19 protein-coding genes and 1 pseudogene are annotated in these 20,437 nt (G+C 44.8%); 5 read left to right on the top strand and 15 right to left on the bottom strand.

Annotated features, from left to right (window positions below):
• The first annotated feature begins 261 nt into the window (after positions 1-261).
• From AB1L08_RS10420 to AB1L08_RS10410, 3 genes and pseudogenes are all read left to right on the top strand, one after another.
• A complete protein-coding gene (locus AB1L08_RS10420) occupies positions 262-1,878 on the top strand; it encodes a long-chain fatty acid--CoA ligase (RefSeq protein WP_413064589.1) in 1,617 nt (538 codons plus the stop codon).
• A 225-nt stretch (positions 1,879-2,103) separates the two neighbouring features.
• Positions 2,104-2,974, top strand: a pseudogene (locus tag AB1L08_RS10415) (YitT family protein).
• Positions 2,975-3,052: 78 nt separating this feature from the next.
• On the top strand, positions 3,053-4,189 hold the full coding sequence (locus tag AB1L08_RS10410; RefSeq protein ID WP_413064588.1) for a zinc-dependent alcohol dehydrogenase: 1,137 nt from the start codon (positions 3,053-3,055) through the stop codon (positions 4,187-4,189).
• Between the two features lie 98 nt (positions 4,190-4,287).
• Here AB1L08_RS10410 and hisIE read toward each other — a convergent pair whose 3' ends face one another.
• The 8 genes from hisIE to AB1L08_RS10370 are packed head-to-tail and all read right to left on the bottom strand — an operon-like array spanning position 4,288 to position 11,095.
• A complete protein-coding gene (gene hisIE, locus AB1L08_RS10405) occupies positions 4,288-4,932 on the bottom strand; it encodes a bifunctional phosphoribosyl-AMP cyclohydrolase/phosphoribosyl-ATP diphosphatase HisIE (RefSeq protein WP_413064587.1) in 645 nt (214 codons plus the stop codon).
• A complete protein-coding gene (gene hisF / locus AB1L08_RS10400) occupies positions 4,922-5,677 on the bottom strand; it encodes an imidazole glycerol phosphate synthase subunit HisF (RefSeq protein WP_413064586.1) in 756 nt (251 codons plus the stop codon). The genes hisIE and hisF overlap by 11 nt, the downstream gene beginning before the upstream one ends.
• 3 nt (positions 5,678-5,680) lie before the next feature.
• Complete coding sequence (gene hisA, locus AB1L08_RS10395; protein ID WP_413064585.1) at positions 5,681-6,379, bottom strand: 1-(5-phosphoribosyl)-5-[(5-phosphoribosylamino)methylideneamino]imidazole-4-carboxamide isomerase; 699 nt, start codon at positions 6,377-6,379, stop codon at positions 5,681-5,683.
• 53 nt (positions 6,380-6,432) lie between these two features.
• Positions 6,433-7,020 carry an imidazoleglycerol-phosphate dehydratase HisB gene (hisB, locus tag AB1L08_RS10390; protein WP_413064584.1) on the bottom strand — a complete coding sequence of 196 codons (588 nt, stop codon included), beginning with the start codon at positions 7,018-7,020 and terminating at the stop codon, positions 6,433-6,435.
• Positions 7,001-8,077 carry a pyridoxal phosphate-dependent aminotransferase gene (locus tag AB1L08_RS10385; RefSeq protein WP_413064583.1) on the bottom strand — a complete coding sequence of 359 codons (1,077 nt, stop codon included), beginning with the start codon at positions 8,075-8,077 and terminating at the stop codon, positions 7,001-7,003. Before AB1L08_RS10385 ends, hisB begins: the two co-directional genes overlap by 20 nt.
• Positions 8,074-9,357, bottom strand: a complete 1,284-nt coding sequence (gene hisD, locus AB1L08_RS10380; RefSeq protein WP_413064582.1) for a histidinol dehydrogenase — start codon at positions 9,355-9,357, stop codon at positions 8,074-8,076. Before hisD ends, AB1L08_RS10385 begins: the two co-directional genes overlap by 4 nt.
• On the bottom strand, positions 9,354-9,974 hold the full coding sequence (gene hisG / locus AB1L08_RS10375) for an ATP phosphoribosyltransferase (RefSeq protein ID WP_413064581.1): 621 nt from the start codon (positions 9,972-9,974) through the stop codon (positions 9,354-9,356). Before hisG ends, hisD begins: the two co-directional genes overlap by 4 nt.
• Positions 9,971-11,095, bottom strand: coding sequence for an ATP phosphoribosyltransferase regulatory subunit (locus tag AB1L08_RS10370; RefSeq protein WP_413064580.1), 1,125 nt, complete (start codon positions 11,093-11,095; stop codon positions 9,971-9,973). Before AB1L08_RS10370 ends, hisG begins: the two co-directional genes overlap by 4 nt.
• A gap of 339 nt (positions 11,096-11,434) precedes the next feature.
• On the opposite strand from AB1L08_RS10370, the gene AB1L08_RS10365 reads away from it, so the two are divergent.
• Both AB1L08_RS10365 and AB1L08_RS10360 read left to right on the top strand, forming a co-directional pair.
• The gene (locus AB1L08_RS10365) at positions 11,435-11,878 is read left to right on the top strand and encodes a MarR family winged helix-turn-helix transcriptional regulator (protein WP_413064579.1); all 444 of its coding nucleotides are present in this window, start codon (positions 11,435-11,437) and stop codon (positions 11,876-11,878) included.
• Positions 11,879-11,939: 61 nt separating this feature from the next.
• Entirely contained in the window at positions 11,940-12,569 is a 630-nt protein-coding gene (locus AB1L08_RS10360) for a CPBP family intramembrane glutamic endopeptidase (protein ID WP_413064578.1), read from the top strand.
• A 109-nt stretch (positions 12,570-12,678) separates the two neighbouring features.
• Here the strand turns inward: AB1L08_RS10360 and AB1L08_RS10355 are convergent, their stop codons facing one another.
• The 7 genes from AB1L08_RS10355 to AB1L08_RS10325 form a co-directional block, all read right to left on the bottom strand.
• The gene (locus AB1L08_RS10355) at positions 12,679-13,671 is read right to left on the bottom strand and encodes an ABC transporter ATP-binding protein (RefSeq protein ID WP_413064577.1); all 993 of its coding nucleotides are present in this window, start codon (positions 13,669-13,671) and stop codon (positions 12,679-12,681) included.
• A gap of 15 nt (positions 13,672-13,686) precedes the next feature.
• The gene (locus AB1L08_RS10350; protein WP_413064576.1) at positions 13,687-14,682 is read right to left on the bottom strand and encodes an ABC transporter ATP-binding protein; all 996 of its coding nucleotides are present in this window, start codon (positions 14,680-14,682) and stop codon (positions 13,687-13,689) included.
• A gap of 14 nt (positions 14,683-14,696) precedes the next feature.
• Positions 14,697-15,629 (bottom strand): ABC transporter permease, encoded by a 933-nt coding sequence (locus AB1L08_RS10345; protein ID WP_413064575.1) that lies wholly within the window; start codon positions 15,627-15,629, stop codon positions 14,697-14,699.
• Positions 15,629-16,558 carry an ABC transporter permease gene (locus tag AB1L08_RS10340; RefSeq protein ID WP_413064574.1) on the bottom strand — a complete coding sequence of 310 codons (930 nt, stop codon included), beginning with the start codon at positions 16,556-16,558 and terminating at the stop codon, positions 15,629-15,631. Before AB1L08_RS10340 ends, AB1L08_RS10345 begins: the two co-directional genes overlap by 1 nt.
• Positions 16,559-16,677: 119 nt before the next feature.
• On the bottom strand, positions 16,678-18,351 hold the full coding sequence (locus AB1L08_RS10335) for a peptide ABC transporter substrate-binding protein (protein WP_413064573.1): 1,674 nt from the start codon (positions 18,349-18,351) through the stop codon (positions 16,678-16,680).
• 212 nt (positions 18,352-18,563) lie between these two features.
• Entirely contained in the window at positions 18,564-19,520 is a 957-nt protein-coding gene (locus AB1L08_RS10330) for an ABC transporter permease (protein WP_413064572.1), read from the bottom strand.
• Positions 19,513-20,436 carry an ABC transporter ATP-binding protein gene (locus AB1L08_RS10325; protein ID WP_413064571.1) on the bottom strand — a complete coding sequence of 308 codons (924 nt, stop codon included), beginning with the start codon at positions 20,434-20,436 and terminating at the stop codon, positions 19,513-19,515. Before AB1L08_RS10325 ends, AB1L08_RS10330 begins: the two co-directional genes overlap by 8 nt.
• Between the last annotated feature and the right edge of the window lies 1 nt (position 20,437).

Here is a 20,437-nt window from a genome sequence, read left to right as displayed (position 1 = left end):
CAGTTATCCTAAGTTTAAATCGCGGATAAGGAGAAAAGCAAATTTTATCACAAACTTTATGCTCGATCACTTTTTACTTGACTTTAGATATTTGAATTATTAGAATATATTTAATTCAAATCACTTATCCGGTTTTGAGAATCCGATCAAATGATCAAATACCCCCGCGCCATTCAGAAATCCGGCTCCCAAACACGGTGAACATAGCGAGGAAATAATGACCATTTTAAGTAAACATGTAAAATCAAAGGAGAGATTGCTATGATGAACACCCCTTTAACGCTCGCAGCGATGATTGAGCGTGCCGAAAAGTATTTTTCCAAGAAAGAAGTCATTTCAAGGACTCATGGCGGAATGCATCGTCTGGACTACGGGAAAGTCGGCCGCCGTACAAGAGCTTTATCGAGTGCGCTGGAAACATTGGGCGTTAAAAAAGGAGACCGTGTCGGGACATTTGCCTGGAACCATCATCGGCATTTGGAGGCGTATTTCGCCATTCCGTCCATGGGAGCAGTGTTGCACACCATTAATATCCGGTTGTCAGCGGAGCATTTAATTTACATCATCAACCACGCGGAAGATAAAATATTGCTGATCGACCCCGACCTTTTGCCCATCATTGAAAAAATAAAAGACAAGATACCTGCTGTACAGGCATTTATTGTCATGTCTGACGATGACATACCCCCTCAGTCCCATTTGAAACCTTTATATTCCTATGAAAAACTGATCAAGGACGGCGATGAAACGTACGAATTCGCATCTGATCTCGAGGAGAATGACCCTGCCGGCATGTGTTATACGTCTGCAACAACCGGAAAGCCGAAAGGTGTCGTCTATTCCCACAGGGGAATTGTTCTGCACAGTATGGCGTTAAGCATGGCCGATACTGCAGCGGTTTCTGAATCGGATGTTGCGATGCCTGTTGTTCCCATGTTTCATGTGAATGCCTGGGGAATGCCTTTTGCTGCCACCTGGCTGGGTACCACCCAAGTGCTTCCGGGCCCGACGATGACCCCTAAAATTCTCGCTGAACTGATTGAAACGTATAAAGTTACGATTACAGCCGGTGTACCTACTATTTGGCTGGGCCTTTTAAACGAACTGGAAAAGGGAAATTATGATACATCGAGCTTAAGGGCTGTCCTGTGCGGCGGGGCCGCTGCACCAAAGGGTATCATTCAGGCATTTGAGTCAAAGTTCGGCATTCCTTTTGTCCACGCATACGGCATGACCGAAACGACACCGCTTGTCACACTGTCACGGCTTAAAAGCTACCAGCAAGATCTTTCGGATGAGGAAAAACTGGAAATCAGGTCCAAACAGGGGCTCGTTGTCCCAGGCTTGGAAATAAAGGTTGTCAACGAAAATGGCGAAGTAAAGCGTGACGGAAAGGAAATGGGAGAGCTTCTTATCCGCGGACCCTGGATTGCCAATGAGTATTACAAAGATGACCGGACGAAAGAAGCTTTCCGTGACGGCTGGCTTCATACCGGGGATGTAGTGACAATTGATGATGAAGGCGCGATCCATATTGTCGACCGGACAAAGGACCTGATCAAAAGCGGCGGTGAATGGATCTCTTCCGTGGAACTGGAAAACGCGCTCATGGCCCATGAAGCTGTTTTTGAAGCCGCGGTTGTCTCGGTTCCCCATCCGAAATGGCAGGAGCGTCCCGTTGCGTGCGTCGTTTTAAAAGAAGGAAAAAGCGCTACAAAAGAAGAAATAATGGACTTTTTAAAACCGCAATTTGTCGGCTGGTGGCTTCCTGATGATGTGATTTTTCTCGATGAAATACCAAAAACATCGGTTGGCAAGTTTTTAAAACTGAAACTGCGTGAACAAGTGAGAGAACATGTGGCAAAGACAACCCAATAAAGTTGAAAAAGTCTGTGGCAGCATCTGCTACAGACTTTTTCTTTTTTCGGTGAAAACAATGATGTTGCAACCTGAATAATTCTTTCACACTTGCACCATTCATCATTCAGGCAGGTTTATTTGGGACTTGATGCAATATTTTTTTCTAAAGTGTTTGAGAGGTTTATAATATACATAAGAGTCAATTTAGAAAGGGTCGATGCCATGAAACTTACAGACAATGCAATGTATTCACAGCAGCAGCACAGGAAACAGACGAAAAAAACTCTTTTTTTTCGATTGGTTTTTGTTACCTTGGGAGCCATTTTAATGGCTGTCAGTCTTGAGTTTTTTTTAATACCGAACAATATTTTGGACGGCGGAATTACCGGCATCTCCATTATTATCGGATATCTCACCGGCTGGCGTGTTGGATTTATCCTCTTTTTGCTAAACCTTCCTTTTATTTATATCGGTTAAACAAATCGGGAAAACCTTCGCTCTCACGACTCTGTATGGCATTTTTGTTTTATCCCTGACCTCTGTTCTCCTTCATAATGTTTTTATCGTAACAGAAGATTTATTGCTGGATACGGTTTTTGGCGGAATCATTTTGGGGATCGGTGTCGGCATGGTGATCAGAGCCGGCGGTTCGCTTGATGGAACGGAAGTTCTCTCTATTCTATTAAGCAATAAACTGCCTTTTTCAGTGGGCGAAGTCATTATGTTTTTTAACTTTTTTATCTTTGCAACCGCAGGATTTATCTTTAGCTGGGAACGGGCCATGTATTCGATCATTACTTATTTCATCGCCTATAAAGCAATCGATTTGGTCGTCGAAGGCCTGAATGAATCAAAAGCCGTCTGGATCATCAGCGACGAAGCGGAAAACATCGGCAATTCCATTATTGCCAGGCTGGGCCGCGGAGTGACGTATTTAAAAGGCGAAGGCGCTTTTACGGGAGGCAGCAAAAAAGTCATTTTTTGTGTTGTGACCCGTTTGGAAGAAACAAAGTTGAAGATGATCGTAAACGACTATGACCCCCATGCTTTCGTTGCGTTCGGTAATGTATCCGAAGTCAGGGGCGGCAGGTTCAAGAAAAAGCATATTCACTAAACCGGCTCTTTTGCCGGTTTTTTTATGGAGGAACGGGACATCCTAATCCATACATGACAGAGAAATGGAGGCGAACAGATGAAAGCCGTGACATACCAAGGCCCGAAAAAGGTGGAGGTTAAAAATGTCGATGACCCCATGATAGAAAAAAATGATGATATTATCGTCCGTATCACATCTACTGCGATTTGCGGATCGGATCTTCATTTATACCTCGGAAATATTAAGCTTCGCGAAGGATATATCATTGGGCATGAACCGATGGGGATCGTTGAAGAAACTGGACCGGATGTTACCAAAGTCAAAAAAGGCGACCGGGTCGTCATTCCTTTTACCGTTTCCTGCGGAACTTGTTTTTATTGTCAAAACGACATGGAAAGCCAATGTGATCAATCCAATCGATTTGAAGATACAGGAGGATATTTTGGCTACTCCGAATGGTTTGGTGATTATGCGGGAGGCCAAGCGGAGTTCTTGAGAGTCCCTTATGGAAATTTCCTTCCGTTTGTCGTACCGGAATCGTGTGAACTCGAAGATGAATCCTTATTGTTTTTATCAGATGTCCTGCCTACTGCTTATTGGAGTGTGAAAAATGCCGGGGTAAAACCGGGGGATACCGTCGTTGTTCTCGGCTGCGGCCCGATCGGCCTGATGACGCAAAAATTCGCATGGAAGGCCGGGGCCAAACGGGTGATTGGCATTGACCATATTCCATACCGTTTGGATCATGCCAAAAACATAAACAATGTGGAGATCTTTGATTTCACAAAACATGATGATATGGGGCTGAAATTGAAGGGATTAACCGGAGGGGGTGCAGATGTAGTCATTGATTGCGCCGGCATGGACGGAAAAAAATCCCCGCTTGAAAAAATCGGGCAAAAACTGATGATCCAAGGCGGAACATTAAGCGCCATTCAAATTGCCACAAAAGCTGTCCGAAAGTATGGCACGATCCATCTGACAGGCGTTTACGGGTTAAACTACAACATGTTTCCGCTAGGTGACCTTTTTAGCCGAAACATTACACTGAAGATGGGACAGGCTCCCGCACGCCATTTCATGCCCGAACTTTACGAAAAAATTGTTTCCAAAGACATTGATCCGACGGATATTATTACACACCAGATCCCGTTGGAAGAGGCTTCCCGGGCTTATGAAATTTTTAACGAGCATGAAGATAACTGTATAAAAGTTGTTCTGAAACCATCATAAAATAAACTTAAATCAGCGGGGGATCTTTCGATCCCCCGCCGATTGTTCGCATCTCCTGCCCAGCGATTTGCTATACGCATCGTAAAAAAGGAATTCTTTTACCAATTTTCAATTTCAGGCCGTTCCGGCTTCGCATTTCCTTTTCTGGATGACCGTTTTTCCAATTCTGCGTATACCTCTTCAAGGGCAACCCCTTGCTCCGCCAATAAAACAAGGCAATGATAAAGCAGGTCTCCGCATTCGCTGATGATCTCTTTTTTATCACGATTTTTTGCTGCTATAATCACTTCTCCAGCTTCTTCAATCAGCTTTTTGGAAATTTTGTCGATTCCCTTATTCAATAAGTAATTTGTATAGGAACCTTCAACCGGATTTGTTTTTCGATCATGAATTTCTGCCATTAATGAAGCAAAAATCAAAGAATCAGGCGTTTTTTCGCCAAGAATCCGGTTAAAAAAACATGATGGCTCCCCCGTATGGCAGGCGGGGCCGAGCGGCTCTACATAAATGAGCAGGGAATCGCGGTCGCAGTCCAAATGGACCGATTTAACGATTTGCTTATTTCCGGATGTGGCCCCTTTGTTCCAATATTCCTGGCGGGATCTTGAAAAAAACCATGTTTCCTTCGTCTCCAGTGTCTTCCGGTAAGCCGTTTCATCCATATAACCGAGCATAAGCACCTCTTTGCTTGCATCATCCACAATGATCGCAGGAAGCAGTCCCTTGGAAAAATCAGGCTCCACTTACGTTCACTCCCCGCTCACGGCATAATTTCTTCACTTCAGGAATGGTTACTTCATCTTGGTGGAAAATAGAGGCTGCCAAAGCTGCGGCCGCATTCGTCTTTTCAAATACCTCAACGATGTCCTCTGCGGTGCCGCATCCGCCTGAAGCCGTAACCGGAATCTTGACAGCATCCACAATCGCTTTCGTTAATTCCAAGTCATAACCATCTTTTACGCCATCTTTGTCGACACTTGTCAGCAATATTTCCCCGGCACCAAGTTCTTCCAGCATTTTGGCCCATTGAACCGCATCCAGCCCGGAATCTTTCATTCCGCCATGCGTCATGACATGCCACGAGCCATCCGGAAATTGCTTCGCATCCACGGCTGCGACTACAGTGTTGGAACCGAATTTTTCCGCCGCTTCCTTTATGAGTTCCGGACGGTCCACTGCAGCCGTGTTGATGCCGACCTTATCCGCTCCAGCATCCAAAATGACGGCAATATCGTCTACTGTTCTGATTCCGCCGCCAACCGTGAACGGGATGTCCACTTTTTCCGCCACTTTCCTGACAACATCGACCATCGTGTCGCGTCCTTCCGTTGTAGCTGAAATATCAAGAAATACCAGCTCATCGGCACCATTTCTCGAATAATCTGAGGCCATTTCCAGGGGATCGCCCATTTCACGCATACCCTCAAAATGAATTCCTTTCACTACTTTTCCGTCTTTTACATCCAGACAAGGAATAATTTTTTTCACTGTTCATGACCTCCTTAATGTGACTGTGCCTTCATACATCGCTTTTCCGACGATCGCCTCTTCAATCCCCAATGCGGCCACGGCGTCCAAATCTTCCTGATTACGGATACCGCCTGATGCGACAATTTTGCAGCTGACGGCATCATTGATTTTTTTCAGCTGCGCAAGGTTCGGCCCCTGCATCGTCCCGTCTTTTGAGATATCCGTAAAAACGATCGTTTCAACGCCAAGCTGCTCCATTTGCTTCGCAAATTCAATATAATCCATTTCGGTTTCCTGCTCCCATCCCGAAACCGCCACTTTTTCATTGCGGGCATCAATGCCAATGACGATATGTTTTTGATAGTTTTCCAGGGCTTCATGTAAAAATGCCCTGTTTTGAATGGCAGCCGTCCCAATGACGATCCGGTCTACTCCGGCATGTACGTATGCCTCTACGGTTTCCAGATTCCTTATGCCCCCGCCAACCTGAACCGGCACAGTCGACCTGGTACACAGTTCCGTAATCAAATCTATCTGCTCAGGTCGCCCGGAACGGGCGCCGTCCAAATCAACAATATGAATGATTTCCGCACCGTTGTTAATAAAGGTTTGCAATTGCGAAGCGGGATCGCTTCCGACTTGCGTTGTTTTGTTAAAATCCCCCTGATACAATCTGACGCACTTTCCGTCCATTAAATCCATTGCCGGTAAAATCTTCATTTGCCGCCTCCTGATCATTCATTCAAATCATAATGGGCCTATTAATTCAATGTTTATTCAAGCAAGCCCTTTGTTGACAGAACACCTTCCAACGAAGGATCTATTTTTACCGCTTCAGCCAATGCCCGTCCCAGTGCCTTGAAAAGGGCTTCAATTTTGTGATGGGTATTTTCGCCATAGAGCACCCTGGCATGGAGGGTAATTCCTGCATGAAATGCAAACGCCTGGAAAAACTCCCTCACGAGCTCCGTATCAAAATTTCCCAGGGAAGGCAAATTAAACTCACCCTCAAAATGCAAAAATGGACGGCCGCTTATATCAAGCGAAACAAACCCAAGCGCGTCGTCCATCGGTACGTACGATGTACCAAAGCGGACAATGCCGTGCTTGTCCCCGAGCGCTTCCCGGACGGCTTTTCCGAGCACAATGCCTGTATCCTCAACCGTATGGTGGCTGTCGATATGCAGGTCGCCTTCAACTTGCAGCGTAAGCCCGATCCGTCCATGCCGTGCAAAAGCATGCAGCATATGGTCAAAAAATCCGACCCCCGTCTCAATCTTGATTTCCGATGGGTCATCGAGCCGGACCGTCAGGTCGATTTTCGTTTCGGCTGTCTCCCGCTTACCGGATGCTTGGCGCATAAGTCTCACTCCATTCTTTCAAGGCTGCCCGCAATTTCTCATGTTCTTCTTTGGTGCCCGCCGAGATCCGGACTGCTTCCAGCGGACAGCCAAAATAGCGGATCTTGATCTTTTTCTCATATAAAAAGTCTGTCAGGCTTTTCGCTTCGTTTAATTTCATTAAGAAAAAATTGGTACTGGAAGGATATAAAATGGAACCTTCCACTCCATCGGCAAATTCGTTGAGCAGCTCTTCCAGTTCGGCAATTTGGGCCAGCTGTATGAGCAAAAATTGATCCAGAAGCTCCGGTTTTTTTAACAGCTGCGTCCCGATTTGAGCGGAGACCGTATTGACATTATAAGGCGGTTTGACAGCGCCGATCCCGTCAATAAGATGATCATTGGCAGCCAAAAACCCGAGCCGGAGTGCCGCCATTCCAAGCGCTTTGGAAGCCGTTCTTAAAATGATGAGATTGTGATAATCAAGCAGCTTTGGCGCAAACGGAGATTCACCCGCAAAATCGATATAGGCCTCATCTAACACAAGAATCCCTTCGCCATGTGCTTCCAGCGCAGCAATGATTTGCTCTATATCCTGTTGTTCATAAAGCCTGCCAGTCGGATTGTTCGGGTTTGATAATAAGAAGAGCTTTGGCTTCTTTTGTTCAATTTTTTTCAAAACGGTTTCAATCGGCATGGAAAAATCATCATGTAAAGCGATTTTTTCAATATTTGCTCCCATAATACGGGCGTTTTTCTCATACATTGAAAAATCAGGTTCCAATACCATCACGACATCTCCGGGATCAAGAGCATATTGGCATATGAGTGTAATGCATTCGTCCGACCCATTACCTGCCAATAAATTGTTTTGGGGAAAACCGGAAAATTTGCTGTACGCCTCAATGAGGGCTTCCGTACTTTCTGCCGGATAGCGGTTAATCAGCGTTTTTTCAAGTTCGGAAAAATCAACGTACGAAAGCAAACTCGTATAAGCTTCATTGTTGTCCAGTCTAATGATGTCGCCCGGCTCTGGCTTTACCTTATAAGGGCTGATGCCCGAAAGTGTCTTTCTCACTGCTCCAGCCTCACTTTCACTGCACGCGCATGGCCGTCAAGCTCCTCTTCTTTCGCAAGGGTTTCCACATAGGGAGCGGCCGAACGCAATGCGTTTTCTGAATAATATACATAGGTTGTTTTTTTGATAAAATCATCGACGGACAATCCCGAAGAAAAGCGGGCTGTCCCAACCGTCGGCAACACGTGGTTCGGCCCGGCAAAATAGTCGCCGACAGCCTCCGGTGTATGGCTGCCGATGAATACAGAACCGGCATTTTGTACTTTGCTTAAATGATGCAGTGCGTTCTTAGTCTGTATTTCCAAATGTTCGGGAGCAAGGGCGTTGACAAGTTCAAATGCTTCATCTACGGAATCGACGAAGACAGCCGCCCCTTCATTGGTGAGTGACACTTCGGCAATATCTTTGCGCGGAAGCTTTTCACATTGCTGTTTTACTTCTTCCAGTGTTTTTTCAAGAAGGTCTTGCGAAGTGCAAAAAATAAAAGAACGCGCCTTTTCATCATGTTCGGCTTGCGCGATTAAGTCTGCAGCCAAATGTGCCGGATGGGCTGACTCATCAGCGATAATCGCCACTTCCGAAGGGCCGGCAATCATATCGATTCCGACATCGCCGAAAACGAGAGATTTTGCAGCGGCCACATAGGCATTCCCGGGACCGACAATTTTATCGACTGCCTCAATTTGTTCTGTCCCGTATGCCAGCGCCCCGATCGCCTGGCTCCCGCCGATTTTATAGATTGTGTCCACTCCCGCAATGTCTGCAGCAACCGACAAAACGGGCGGAATACTTTTGCCATCCCTCGCCGGGGTTGCCATGACAATTTTTTTGACGCCGGCAAGCTTTGCGGGTATGGCATTCATAAGAACCGTTGACGGATACGAGGCTTTTCCGCCCGGGACATAAATGCCAACCCGCTCAATGGGCCGGAATAGCTGCCCGGCAACAATGTCTTCGGTCATTTCCATCACGCGTGATGTTTGCAGCTGTTTGGAGTGAAAATTCCTGATGTTTTCCGCTGCTTTTTTCAGCGCGTCAACGACTTCCGGAGCGACCTCCTTCCAGGCGCTTTCCCGCTCTTCCTTGGAGACTGACAGGCAGTCAGCGGTTAAACCGTCAAACTTCTCCGTATATTCCTTCAGGGCCTCATCGCCGCGGTTCCGGATATCATCCAATATGTGTTTCACAGTCTGTAAAACGTCACTGTCAAATGGCTGTTTTTTTGTTTTAGCGGAAATAAAAGTATCCTTAAAATCCTTTGGAGAATAACTTCGAATCATATGGCTGCCTCCTCCATCCGGAAGGAGTCAATAAGAGGAGCCAAAATGGCCTTCTTCAGCTTCAGGGAGTTTCGGTTTGCAATGCAGCGGGCACTGATGGCCAGCATTTCTTCCTTAATTACAAGCCCGTTCTCCTTCAAAGTATTTCCCGTTTCCACAATATCAACAATATTGTCCGCCAGACCCAATAGCGGAGCCAGCTCAACCGATCCTTCCAGCTTCACGATATCGACCGATTTCCCTCTTTCCCGAAAATATTTCGTCGTGATATTTGGAAACTTTGTCGCGATTCGCTGTTTGGCAAACTTGTTTTTTGCCTTAGGCTCGCCTGCGACAGCCAAGCGGCATTTTCCGAAAGGGAGCGGCAGCAAATCGTACACATCAGGCTCAAACTCTAGCAATATATCTTCGCCGACAATTCCAATATCGGCGATCCCATGTTCCACGTAAGTTGCCACATCTACTCCTTTGGCAAATACGGCATAAAAATCCTCCGTCTCTATTTGCAGCTTTCTGCCTTTCTCCTTTAAAGGCTGTATATCATAATGCAGGGATTCTAAAAAGTTAAGAAATTGCTTTTCCAGTCTCCCTTTTGTTAAAGCAATAATCGGTTTCACTTTTCCAACACCTCATATTTTCCATCAATCAATTGTATCTCCACTACTTTATCATAATTTTCGGCATCCGTGGCTTCCAATTGCACGTCCACAATGCAGTTTTCAAACGATTTTCGTAATTTTTCCGCATAAACGATCGTATCGGCGTTGGCAATTATGCAAACGCGCTGCCTGGCGCTTTCTTCCTCATATTGCTCGGCAAGAATATCCAGATCAAACGCCAAACCGGCCGCAGATACATTCCGGCCGTATCTGTCATACAGCTTGTCGTAGCGGCCGCCGGAAAAGCAAACGTCACCGGTTTTTTTCAAAAAGCCCCTGTACATCATCCCGGAATAATAAGGCAAATTTTTGACCCTTCCCAAATCAACGAGAATGTCCCCGCTTCCGGATTCTTTCAAAATATGGGCTGTCTTTTTCATCTGTTCGAGAATTTGAAGCAAGTGGCCGCGGTCTTTCCAGCGCTTCTCATACTCATCGATGATCCCGATATCCCCATATGCATCCACAAGCGCCGCCAGCTCGCCCGCCGCTTCTTTGCCTCCGTTATGGAGTGCGATATGGTACACCTCATCTTTTTTCTTGTCATGCATCGCCTGGCGCAGCTTTTCACCGTCATCTTTACCAAGCTGCAGCTTTGAAACAATGCTTTCATAAATATCTGCATGCCCCAGCTCAATCACATAATCGCCCATCCCAATTTCATTCAAAAAAGAATGTGCCATGAGCAGACTTTCGATTTCTCCAATCAAAAGCGGCATATGTAATATTTCAATGCCGGCCTGGTTGCATTCTACCCCCGGGTGGTCCGTTTTAAATACGGACCCTTGATAGGCCCATTTTTGCGGTGTGGCTTCCTGGGAAGATAAAGCCCTCGCAATCGCTGTCGTCCAATCGGGACGCAGCACTTCAATCTCGCCTTCGGAATTGAACCACTTTAACATGTTTTGCAATTTCATATTAACGTATTCATTTGTAAAAGTGGACGCATATTCCACAACTGGCGTCGAAATCATTTCATAGCCGCGTAATGTCACAACCTTGCGGAACGTCTCCATAACCGAAAACCGGTTGCTGACGGCGGACCCCATTTCATCTCTGCTTCCTGCTGGCAAAAACATAACATGTCACTTCCCGAAACCATTATTCTTTAACTCTCTATCGAACTAAAGGATTTTAATAAATTGGTATTACTTTACCATAAAAGTAAATTAAACGTCAATTCCCAATGTATTTAAATCGTGTCGGAATTAGAAAAAAAATTCCGGATTTGCGGAAACGGTTCACGGGGTATTCCACGCTAAAGTTATATGAAAGACTTCATCATACAGCTCACTTTTTCAATATCTGTCCCTGTATTTTACATCATAACGTTTCGTTTCTTGACATTTGTAAATACATATTATATATTTTAACTGAATAAAATGTTTAACTACTTAAAACATTATGAGGTGATTCATGTGAACCAGGGTGAATTCATTAAAGAAGGTTTTTTATTATTTGATAAAATCAATCATTATTTGGCAATTAACTATTACTCCTTACTGGAAATTGAACTCTCTCCAAAGCAGTTTATGGTCCTCCATCTTATCCATGAAATTGAACCGGCAAAGATACAAGACATATCCCAGCAATTAAATTTATCAATGAGTTCAGTCAGCCAACTGGTTAATAAGCTGGAGCAAGAAAACTATGTCTCAAGAAGTATTAATCCCCAAAATAGAAGGGAGATTTTGGTGACAGTAGGCGAGAAAGGAAAGGAATTTTTTAAAAAGTATGAGGAAATGGATAACTTAGTTATCGAAAAATATTATTCTAAATTATCCATCAGAGAAACAAAGCAGTTTAGAGATTTTGCCAAAAAATTGTATAGTCTCATTGTTGAGGAATCAGACCATGTTTAATTGGGCCCTGTTTTTAACGCTTATTTCTATTTCCGTCCCGGGCATTATAATTTCTTCAATCATGCTTAATCATAAAACGGCTTCGGGAAAAAGAGAAGCGCCGATTGCTGCAGCTATTATGCTACAAATTGTTTTCCTAAGCATTTTTGTAGCACTGGGTGCTGCATTAATCAATAAAATCAGTCTTAATGCACAAAATATCTATATGAGCAGTTGGGTTGAGGCGGCTGTAGCAGGCATCGGGTGTTCGGTTACACATCTTTTCATCTATTACGGTTTCTTTAGGCCCCTTTTAGGCGAAGCGTTTTATAAGATTGAAAAACATAGAAATTCAATTGGCATTGCTGCTCGAATTTTGTATGCAAGTGTAGTTGAAGAGCTCATCTTTCGTTGGGGGATTATGAGTTTTCTACTTTGGTTCACGCAATCAATGTTAACAGAAAGAACATCGGTACTCACATCGATTGTTGTATCCAGTTTGATTTTTACCCTGGCGCATTATCCAGGTTCCTCAATAGCCGGAAAATCATTTGCCCTGTACAGCTATATATTTATAGGCAATATGCTTGTAGGCGTTATTTGCGGATGGCAATTTTATGAAAATGGCATATTTGCCGCAATACTGGTTCATATGTGCTTTCATTTACTTTTATATCCGCTTGAAGTCAATGTTCTAAAGAAGCGAGGATAAGCAACCCAAAAGAAAAACCTCACAATCCGCATGATTGCAAGGTTTCAAGAAGTATTTTAAGAGATATTCCAATATTTGACCAATACCGTTCCCGGTCTGGCAATCCGCGCTATTGATATAGATGACACGCTGTAAAATGCCCCGGCTTCACTTCCTGCCATTCCGGCTCAATCTTGGCACATACATCCATGGCGGCCGGACAGCGCGTTCGAAATACACATCCGCTTGGAGGGTCAATGGGGCTAGGGACATCGCCTTTTAAAATAATCCGCTCTCGCTTAACTTCCGGGTCCGGTATCGGGACCGATGACAATAATGCTTTCGTGTACGGATGCAATGGGTCATCATACAGCTGTTCACTATCGGCAAGCTCGAACATTTTTCCAAGATACATAACGAGGATGCGGTCGGATATATATTTGACCATAGATAAGTCATGGGCAATAAATAAATACGTCAAACCCATTTTCCTTTGCAAATCTTTTAAAAGGTTCACGACCTGGGCCTGGATTGATACGTCAAGGGCCGATATCGGCTCATCACAAACTATGAATTTCGGATCCAGTGCAAGGGCACGCGCAATGCCGATCCGCTGGCGCTGTCCGCCGCTGAACTCATGGGGAAAGCGGCTGATATGGTCGGCATTCAAACCGACCAGCCGCAGCAATTCTTTAATGCGCTCACGTTTCTTTTTTCCGCCCAACAAACCGTGAATTGCGAACGGCTCGCCGATGACTTCCTCAACGGTCATTCGTGGATTCAGTGACGCATAGGGATCCTGGAATATCATTTGGATTTCCCGCCGTAACTTCGACATTTCACGGTCATTATTTTGATAAATATTTTTTCCATTATATAAAACTTCACCTGAAGTAGGCTCATATAATCGGATGATCGTTCTGCCGGCAGTTGATTTTCCGCATCCGCTTTCACCAACAAGGCCGACAGTTTCTCCCGGGTATATATCCAAATTTAACCCGTCTACCGCCTTCAGTTTATTATCGCCTACGGTAAAGTATTTTTTCAAATTCTTTATTTGAATCAAAGGGGAAGAAGAATTTCCCTGTTCAAAAGATTTTTTTTCTTTCAATTGCGGTGCCATTTGCTTCCTCCTTTGTTACACACTTGCTCTCTTTTGGGCCATCGGGTGATGGAGCCAGCAAGCGGCAAACTGGTTTGTGCTTACTTCATCGAGCTCCGGATCATGATGTTCACATACGCGCATGGCATATTTGCACCTAGCATAAAACGGGCACCCTTCCGGAGGATCGATCAAGTCTGGCGGAGTACCGATAATAGGAGCAAGCGGCTGTTTTTTATCCATGTCCAAACGCGGAACTGAATTTAATAATCCCATCGTGTATGGATGTTGAGGTTTGGCAAAGAGCTCTTTCACCGTTCCGCTTTCGATCACCTGGCCGGCATACATGACGACCACGCGATCGGCCATTTCCGCGACCACTCCTAAATCGTGAGTAATGATGATAATGGATGTTCCGGTTTCCTCCTGGATTTTTTTCATTAACTCCAGTATTTGGGCCTGTATCGTCACATCCAGGGCAGTCGTCGGCTCGTCCGCGATCAACAGCCTTGGATTGCAGGCCAGCGCCATGGCAATCATGGCTCTTTGCCGCATTCCGCCCGAAAATTCATGCGGATATTGATTCACCCGTTTGTCAGGCTGCGGAATTCCCACGAGCTTGAGCATTTCAATCGCTTTTTCAACGGCTGCTTTTTTACTCATATTATTATGTTTGAGAATGGCCTCTATAATTTGGTTTCCAATTTTGCTTGTAGGGTTCAGGGACGTCATTGGATCTTGGAAAATCATGCTGATTTGATTGCCCCTGATACGCTGCATTTCTTTTTCAGTTACATTAAGAAGATCTTTTCCGCGGAATTGTATCGAACCCTGTTTATATTTAACAGGCGGCGAAGGGAGCAGCCTCATGATCGATTTGGCCGTCACACTTTTCCCGCAGCCCGATTCCCCGACGATGGCCACCGTCTCTCCTTCTCTTACGTTAAAATTGACGCCGCGGACCGCTTTTATCTCTCCGGCATAAGTGTGAAAGGATACATGCAAGTCTTTTACTTCCAGTACGTTCCCCATATCTTTCACCTCTCTCATTCTCGTAATCTGGGATCAAGCGCATCCCTGAGTCCATCGCCAAATACGTTAAATGCCAGCATTGTTAAAGATATTAAAATAGATGGTATGAACAATTGATAAAAATTTCCCACATGGATGCTGCCAAGGGAATCATTCACAAGCGTCCCCCAGCTTGCCTGGGGCGCCTGAACGCCTAATCCCAGAAAACTTAAGGTGGCCTCAGCAAAAATGGCCGTCGGCACAGTAAGGGTGATATTGACAAGAATCGGTCCGAGTGTATTCGGGATCATGTGCTTTCTTAAAATCCAGCCCATTTTAGCTCCCATTGCATTGGACGCATAAACAAATTCCTGCTCCTTCAATTGCAGAACCTGGCCCCGTACAAGCCTGGCCATCTGGATCCAGCCTGTGATCGACAAAGCAATAATGATTGGCCAAATCCCCTGTTGCATAACAATCATGACTAAAATGACAACAAGCAAATAAGGAATCGAGTACAGGATTTCAGCGATCCTCATCATCACATTATCGATGCGGCCGCCTTTTAAGGCTGAAATGCCCCCGTATACAACACCGATCAAGAAATCGATCAACGCAGCCATTAAACCGATAAACAGTGAAATTCTCGCACCATACCAACTGCGGGTAAATAGATCTCTACCAGCCGAATCAGTTCCAAACCAGTGTTCGGAATTCGGCCTCACATTCTTTTTTGTAAAGTCCTGTTCATAATACGTAAATCCGTTTAAATGCGGACCAATAATAGCCATGATCGTCAATAAAATAATAACAATTAGTCCGAGCATTGCAAGCTTGTTTTCAACGAGTCTGCGCCATACATCGGACCAGTAGGAAACTGAAGGCCTTGCAATTTTTTCAGCTTCTTTATAATTGTCTTCCGCGGGCAAAAACATCTCTTCCGTCAAATTCAGTTCATGCTTACTCATTAGCTGCTCTCCCTTGTGATCTTGATTCTCGGGTCAATCAACGTATAGGCAATGTCAACAATAAGGATTAAGGCAATCAGAATAATGCTGTAAAAAATGGTAGACCCCAAAATGACCGGATAATCGCGGCTGAAGATACTTTTGACAAACATTTCCCCCATGCCCGGAATCCCGAATATATGCTCGATAATGAAGCTTCCGGTTACCAGATTGGCGGTCAGGATGCCAAGAACGGTCACGACAGGAAGAATGGCATTCCGGATCGCATGTTTAATAATGATGATACTGCCAGTCAACCCTTTGGCTTTGGCGGTTAAAATATAGTCCTGGCTCATCACTTCCAGCATGCTGGACCTCATTAACCGGGCAATATAAGCCATGGGCATCATGGCGAGCGCAATCGAAGGGAGAATCGTATGCGACCACGACTTCCACGTAGCAACCGGCAAAAGATCCCATTGAACAGCCACGTAATAAATCAGAAAGGTAGCCAAAACAAAATTCGGGACCGACAGGCCGATGATGGCAAGGACCATCGATGAGTAGTCAGGCCAGCGATTCCTGTTCAACGCAGCAATGACCCCAAGGATCAAGCCGAATATAATCGCTATCAATAAGGCTTGAACGCCCAAATGAAGGGAAACGGGAAAGCCCTTTCGAATATAATCATTAACGGTGATGGATTTTGTTTTCATGGATGGGCCGAAATCGAACTGAAGAACAGATTTTAAATAAAGGCCATATTGGACGATTTCCGGCTTATCCAAATTATAATGGCGCTGCAGGTTGTTATAAACAGCCTCGGGCATCGGCCCTTCTCTGGCGAATGGATTTCCCGGAATGATTTTCATAATGATAAAGGTGAGTGTAATGATGACCCACACAGTTATGATTGCCCAAAATAAACGCTTTAACGTATATTTCCACATCGTTTACACCTCTTTCACAATGCTTTTTCGATGATTTAACATGCTGCAAAGAAGTAAAAACCGTCTTTACCAAAACCAGGTATGCCAAAAATGGCATACCCCGATTTTGGAATACATGATTATTTTTCAATATCAGCATAAATGAACTGCGGATAACGGTTGATCGGTGTATAAACCCCTTTTACGTATGATTTAACTGTATGAGGTTTTGTGTAGAAATAAAGCGGAATAATGGGCATCTCATCTATTAAAATCTCTTCCGCTTTGTGCAAGGCATCCATGCGCTCTTTTGGATCCATGGATGTTTTTGCAAGCTTGATATTATTATCATATTCTTTATTGCTCCAGTTGGCATCATTAAACGAGCCGTCGGTTACCCAAAGATCAGCGAAGGTCATCGGGTCGACATAGTCCCCTTGCCATCCGCCGCGGGAAATCTCGTAGTCGCCCGCTTTTTCCCGGTCAAGCTTGACCTGGAATTCGACGTTTTCCAATGTAACGTTGATGTCCAAATTTTTGCGCCACATTTCTTGTACGGCTTCGCCTATTTTCTTATGTCCCTCATCCGTATTATAAGTAAAAGTAAATTCCGGCATTTGATCCATGCCTTCTTCGGCAAGTCCTTCTTTTAAGAGCTTTTTCGCTTCTTCTACATCTTCCTTAAACAAGTCTCCGGAGTTCTCCTGGAAATCACCTTCAGCATCCGGAATTCCCGGCGGGATGATGCCATAAGCCGGCTTCTGGCCACCCTGGGCCACATGCTCGACGAGTGCCTTCCGGTCAATCGCCATCGATAAGGCTTTTCTAACCTTTACATTGTTAAACGGTTTTACATCGTTGTTTAAATTGTAATAGTAAAGAGACAAATCCGGAGCAATATCTAATTCTGGATCGCCTTTGCTTTTCAGTTCAGGAATGACATCCTGCGGCAGCGGATAGATGAGGTCAAGCTCATCGGACTGATACATCTGCCACGCAGTATCAGCATTCTCAATCATGACAAAATTGACTTCATCCAAGTTGATTTTATCCTTGTCGTAGTAGTTTTCGTTTTTCTCCAATTTCATGCTGTCTTTATGTTTCCATTCGGTCAGTTTGAAAGCCCCGTTTGATACATACGTTTCCGCTTCCAGTGCCCAGTCGGGATTCTCTTCCTGAACCTTTTTGTTTACAGGATAATACGTATAAAAAGATGTCAAATCAAGGAAATAAGGTGTAGGCTGTGCAAGCTTGACTTCAAGCGTATGATCGTCCAAAGCCTTGACGCCGACTTTTTCTTCCAACGCGGCATATTCATCCTTGTTTTCGGAGCTGTTGTACGCTTCCCCTCCCGCAAGATAATACAACTGATGCGCATAGTCGGAAGCGGTTTCAGGGTTGAGTGCGTATTTCCATGCATATTCAAAATCATGGGCTGTTACCGGGTCGCCGTTGGACCATTTCACATCATCCCTCAGATTGAATGTCCAAGTAATGCCATCATCACTGACTTCCCAATCTTTCGCCATTCCGGGAACAATTTCACCTTCCGGCGTTTTTTTCGTCAATCCTTCAAAAGCATGCTCCAATACCCATGAATCGTGGGTTCCTTGCGCCGTACCCGGATGCAGGGATCCCGGCTCTTCTTGGTTGTTCAGGTTTAATACTTTCTTGCCATCGGACTTTTGCTCCTCACCGGATTTTTTATCTTCGGACGAATCCGGCGCCGTCTCAGTCTGACCGCTGAAGCAGCCGCTAAGGAGCAGCATGAATGCGGTTACAAAACTGAGCAAAGCAAAGCGCGACATCCTCATAGTTATCCCCCTTTTCGATTTTTTGTAACGGTTAAGCAAAAAATTGCCTCCCCCATCATTATATGAGGGAAAACTGCAATTCATTTGCTTTTTCGTTACAACACTAATATACCAAAAAGGGGGGGAATTTCCAATAAAATATTATTCTATGAAATTAATTTTAATAGTTATTCTGTAATGGGAATAAGGATTCAATTTTCCATTTTATATGATTAGGCCGCAACATCGCGCCTTGTAAAAGAAATAAAAGCCAAGATATGGAAAACGGAAAAATAGAGCAATAACATTATAATAGAAAACTTCATCGTCATGCTTTCAACCATCGGCATTCCGTCAATGTATTGCATCAGATTCGTATTGGCAAACAGGCTGTACTTAGCCCATTCAAATTTGCTCGCCAATAAATTGGTAACGGTCCCGCCTGTAAACAACAGAAACACCGACAACCCGATCGCCAGCCCGCTGCTTCTGAAGACGGCAGAAATCATGAAAGCCATGGCAGCCAGCATAAAGACGCTCAAAGAATGGAAAGCATACGATTTGACCAAATATAAAAATAGACTTTGTTCCTTCACTTGGCCGTTTACATATGCCAGGTGAACGTTGTTAGAGGCTTCTCCCATCCCAAACAGAAAAGCGCCAATCAACCACGCGCCGGCAAATAAAATAAAAAGCATGAGGAGCAGGAATAGGTTGGCAGTAACATATTTTGCAAGCAATATCTTCCAGCGTTTATATGGCTTCACCAATAATACTTTGATCGTACCCCATGTAAATTCATTGGCAACAATCCCCGCAGCAATCACCAGCACGAACAAGCCAGCGAAAGGAATCAGGGATGTCGAATCATTGATGAACGTCCAGACCGTGCTCTTTGAAGCCGGGGGCAGATTATTTTTTATCCGATATTCATTAATAGCCGTCTGTTTATGAATGAATTCCCTCGTTGAAGGCGTCGTGATCTGTACACCTTCGGCCTCCTGCTTCAACGATTTGTTTTCTGCCATCAATTCCTGCTTCCACTCATTCGACGGCGCCTTTTCTTTTCCCTCAATATATTTTGTTATGGCACCCGAGGCAATCAAGATCAGGATAAGCAGTCCGATCATCAAATACGTGCTGGTCTGCCGAAAAATCTTCTCCCATTCATTTCGGATCAAATTAAACATTGGATGCCACCTCCGGGGTGTTTGTCATCTCCAGAAACCTTTCTTCCAGGGATTTCTTTACGGGGGTGATTTCGAACACGAGCAGATCGTGATCAATCAGCAATCTCAGTACATCCGGTATTTGGCAAGTTTCCAATAAAATCCGGATGCCTTTTTCGTGTTTGTATCCCTGGATGCCGTGTCTCGCCAATAATTTTAAGGCTTCATTCCAATTATCCACATCACAGTAGTACGTTTTTTTGTCAGACGCCACCTCTTCACTGGCTATGCTTTGAACATTGACCAGTTTCCCTTTTTGAATAATGGCGAACCGGTCGCACATCATTTCCATTTCCGACAACAAATGGCTGGAGACGATAATAGCGAGATTTTTTTCCGTAGCCAAATTTCTCAAGTAGTCCCTGATTTCCCTGATACCGGCCGGATCAAGCCCGTTCGTCGGTTCATCCAGTATAAGTACTTTCGGATCATGCAGGAGGCTTTGGGCAATTCCCAGCCTCTGTCTCATCCCCAAAGAATAGGTTTTGACTTTATCGTGGATTCTTTCTGTCAACCCTACAAGGCTTACTGCCTCATCAATTTTTTCTTTCGTGATGGCTTTTGTCAGCCGTGCGGCCTGCTGCAAGTTTTGATAACCGGTTAAAAACTTGTACAGCTCCGGATTTTCAACGATCGCGCCTACACGGCTGATGGCACCCTCATAATCTTTTCGGATGCTCTTTCCACAGATCGCAATTTCGCCCGACGTCATCCCGATCAATCCGACGATCATTCTGATCGTTGTCGTTTTCCCTGCGCCGTTTGGGCCTAAAAACCCGAACACTTCTCCAGCTTCGACTTCAAAGCTCAGATCATCGATGATTTTTCTCCCCCGAATCGTTTTCGTTACATTTTTCAACTCAACAACGGCTGTCATC

Origin of the sequence: Siminovitchia jepli, assembly GCF_047228825.1 — a bacterium.
Lineage (GTDB): Bacteria > Bacillota > Bacilli > Bacillales > Bacillaceae_C > Siminovitchia.
This window is presented reverse-complemented; position numbering and strand designations above follow the sequence as displayed.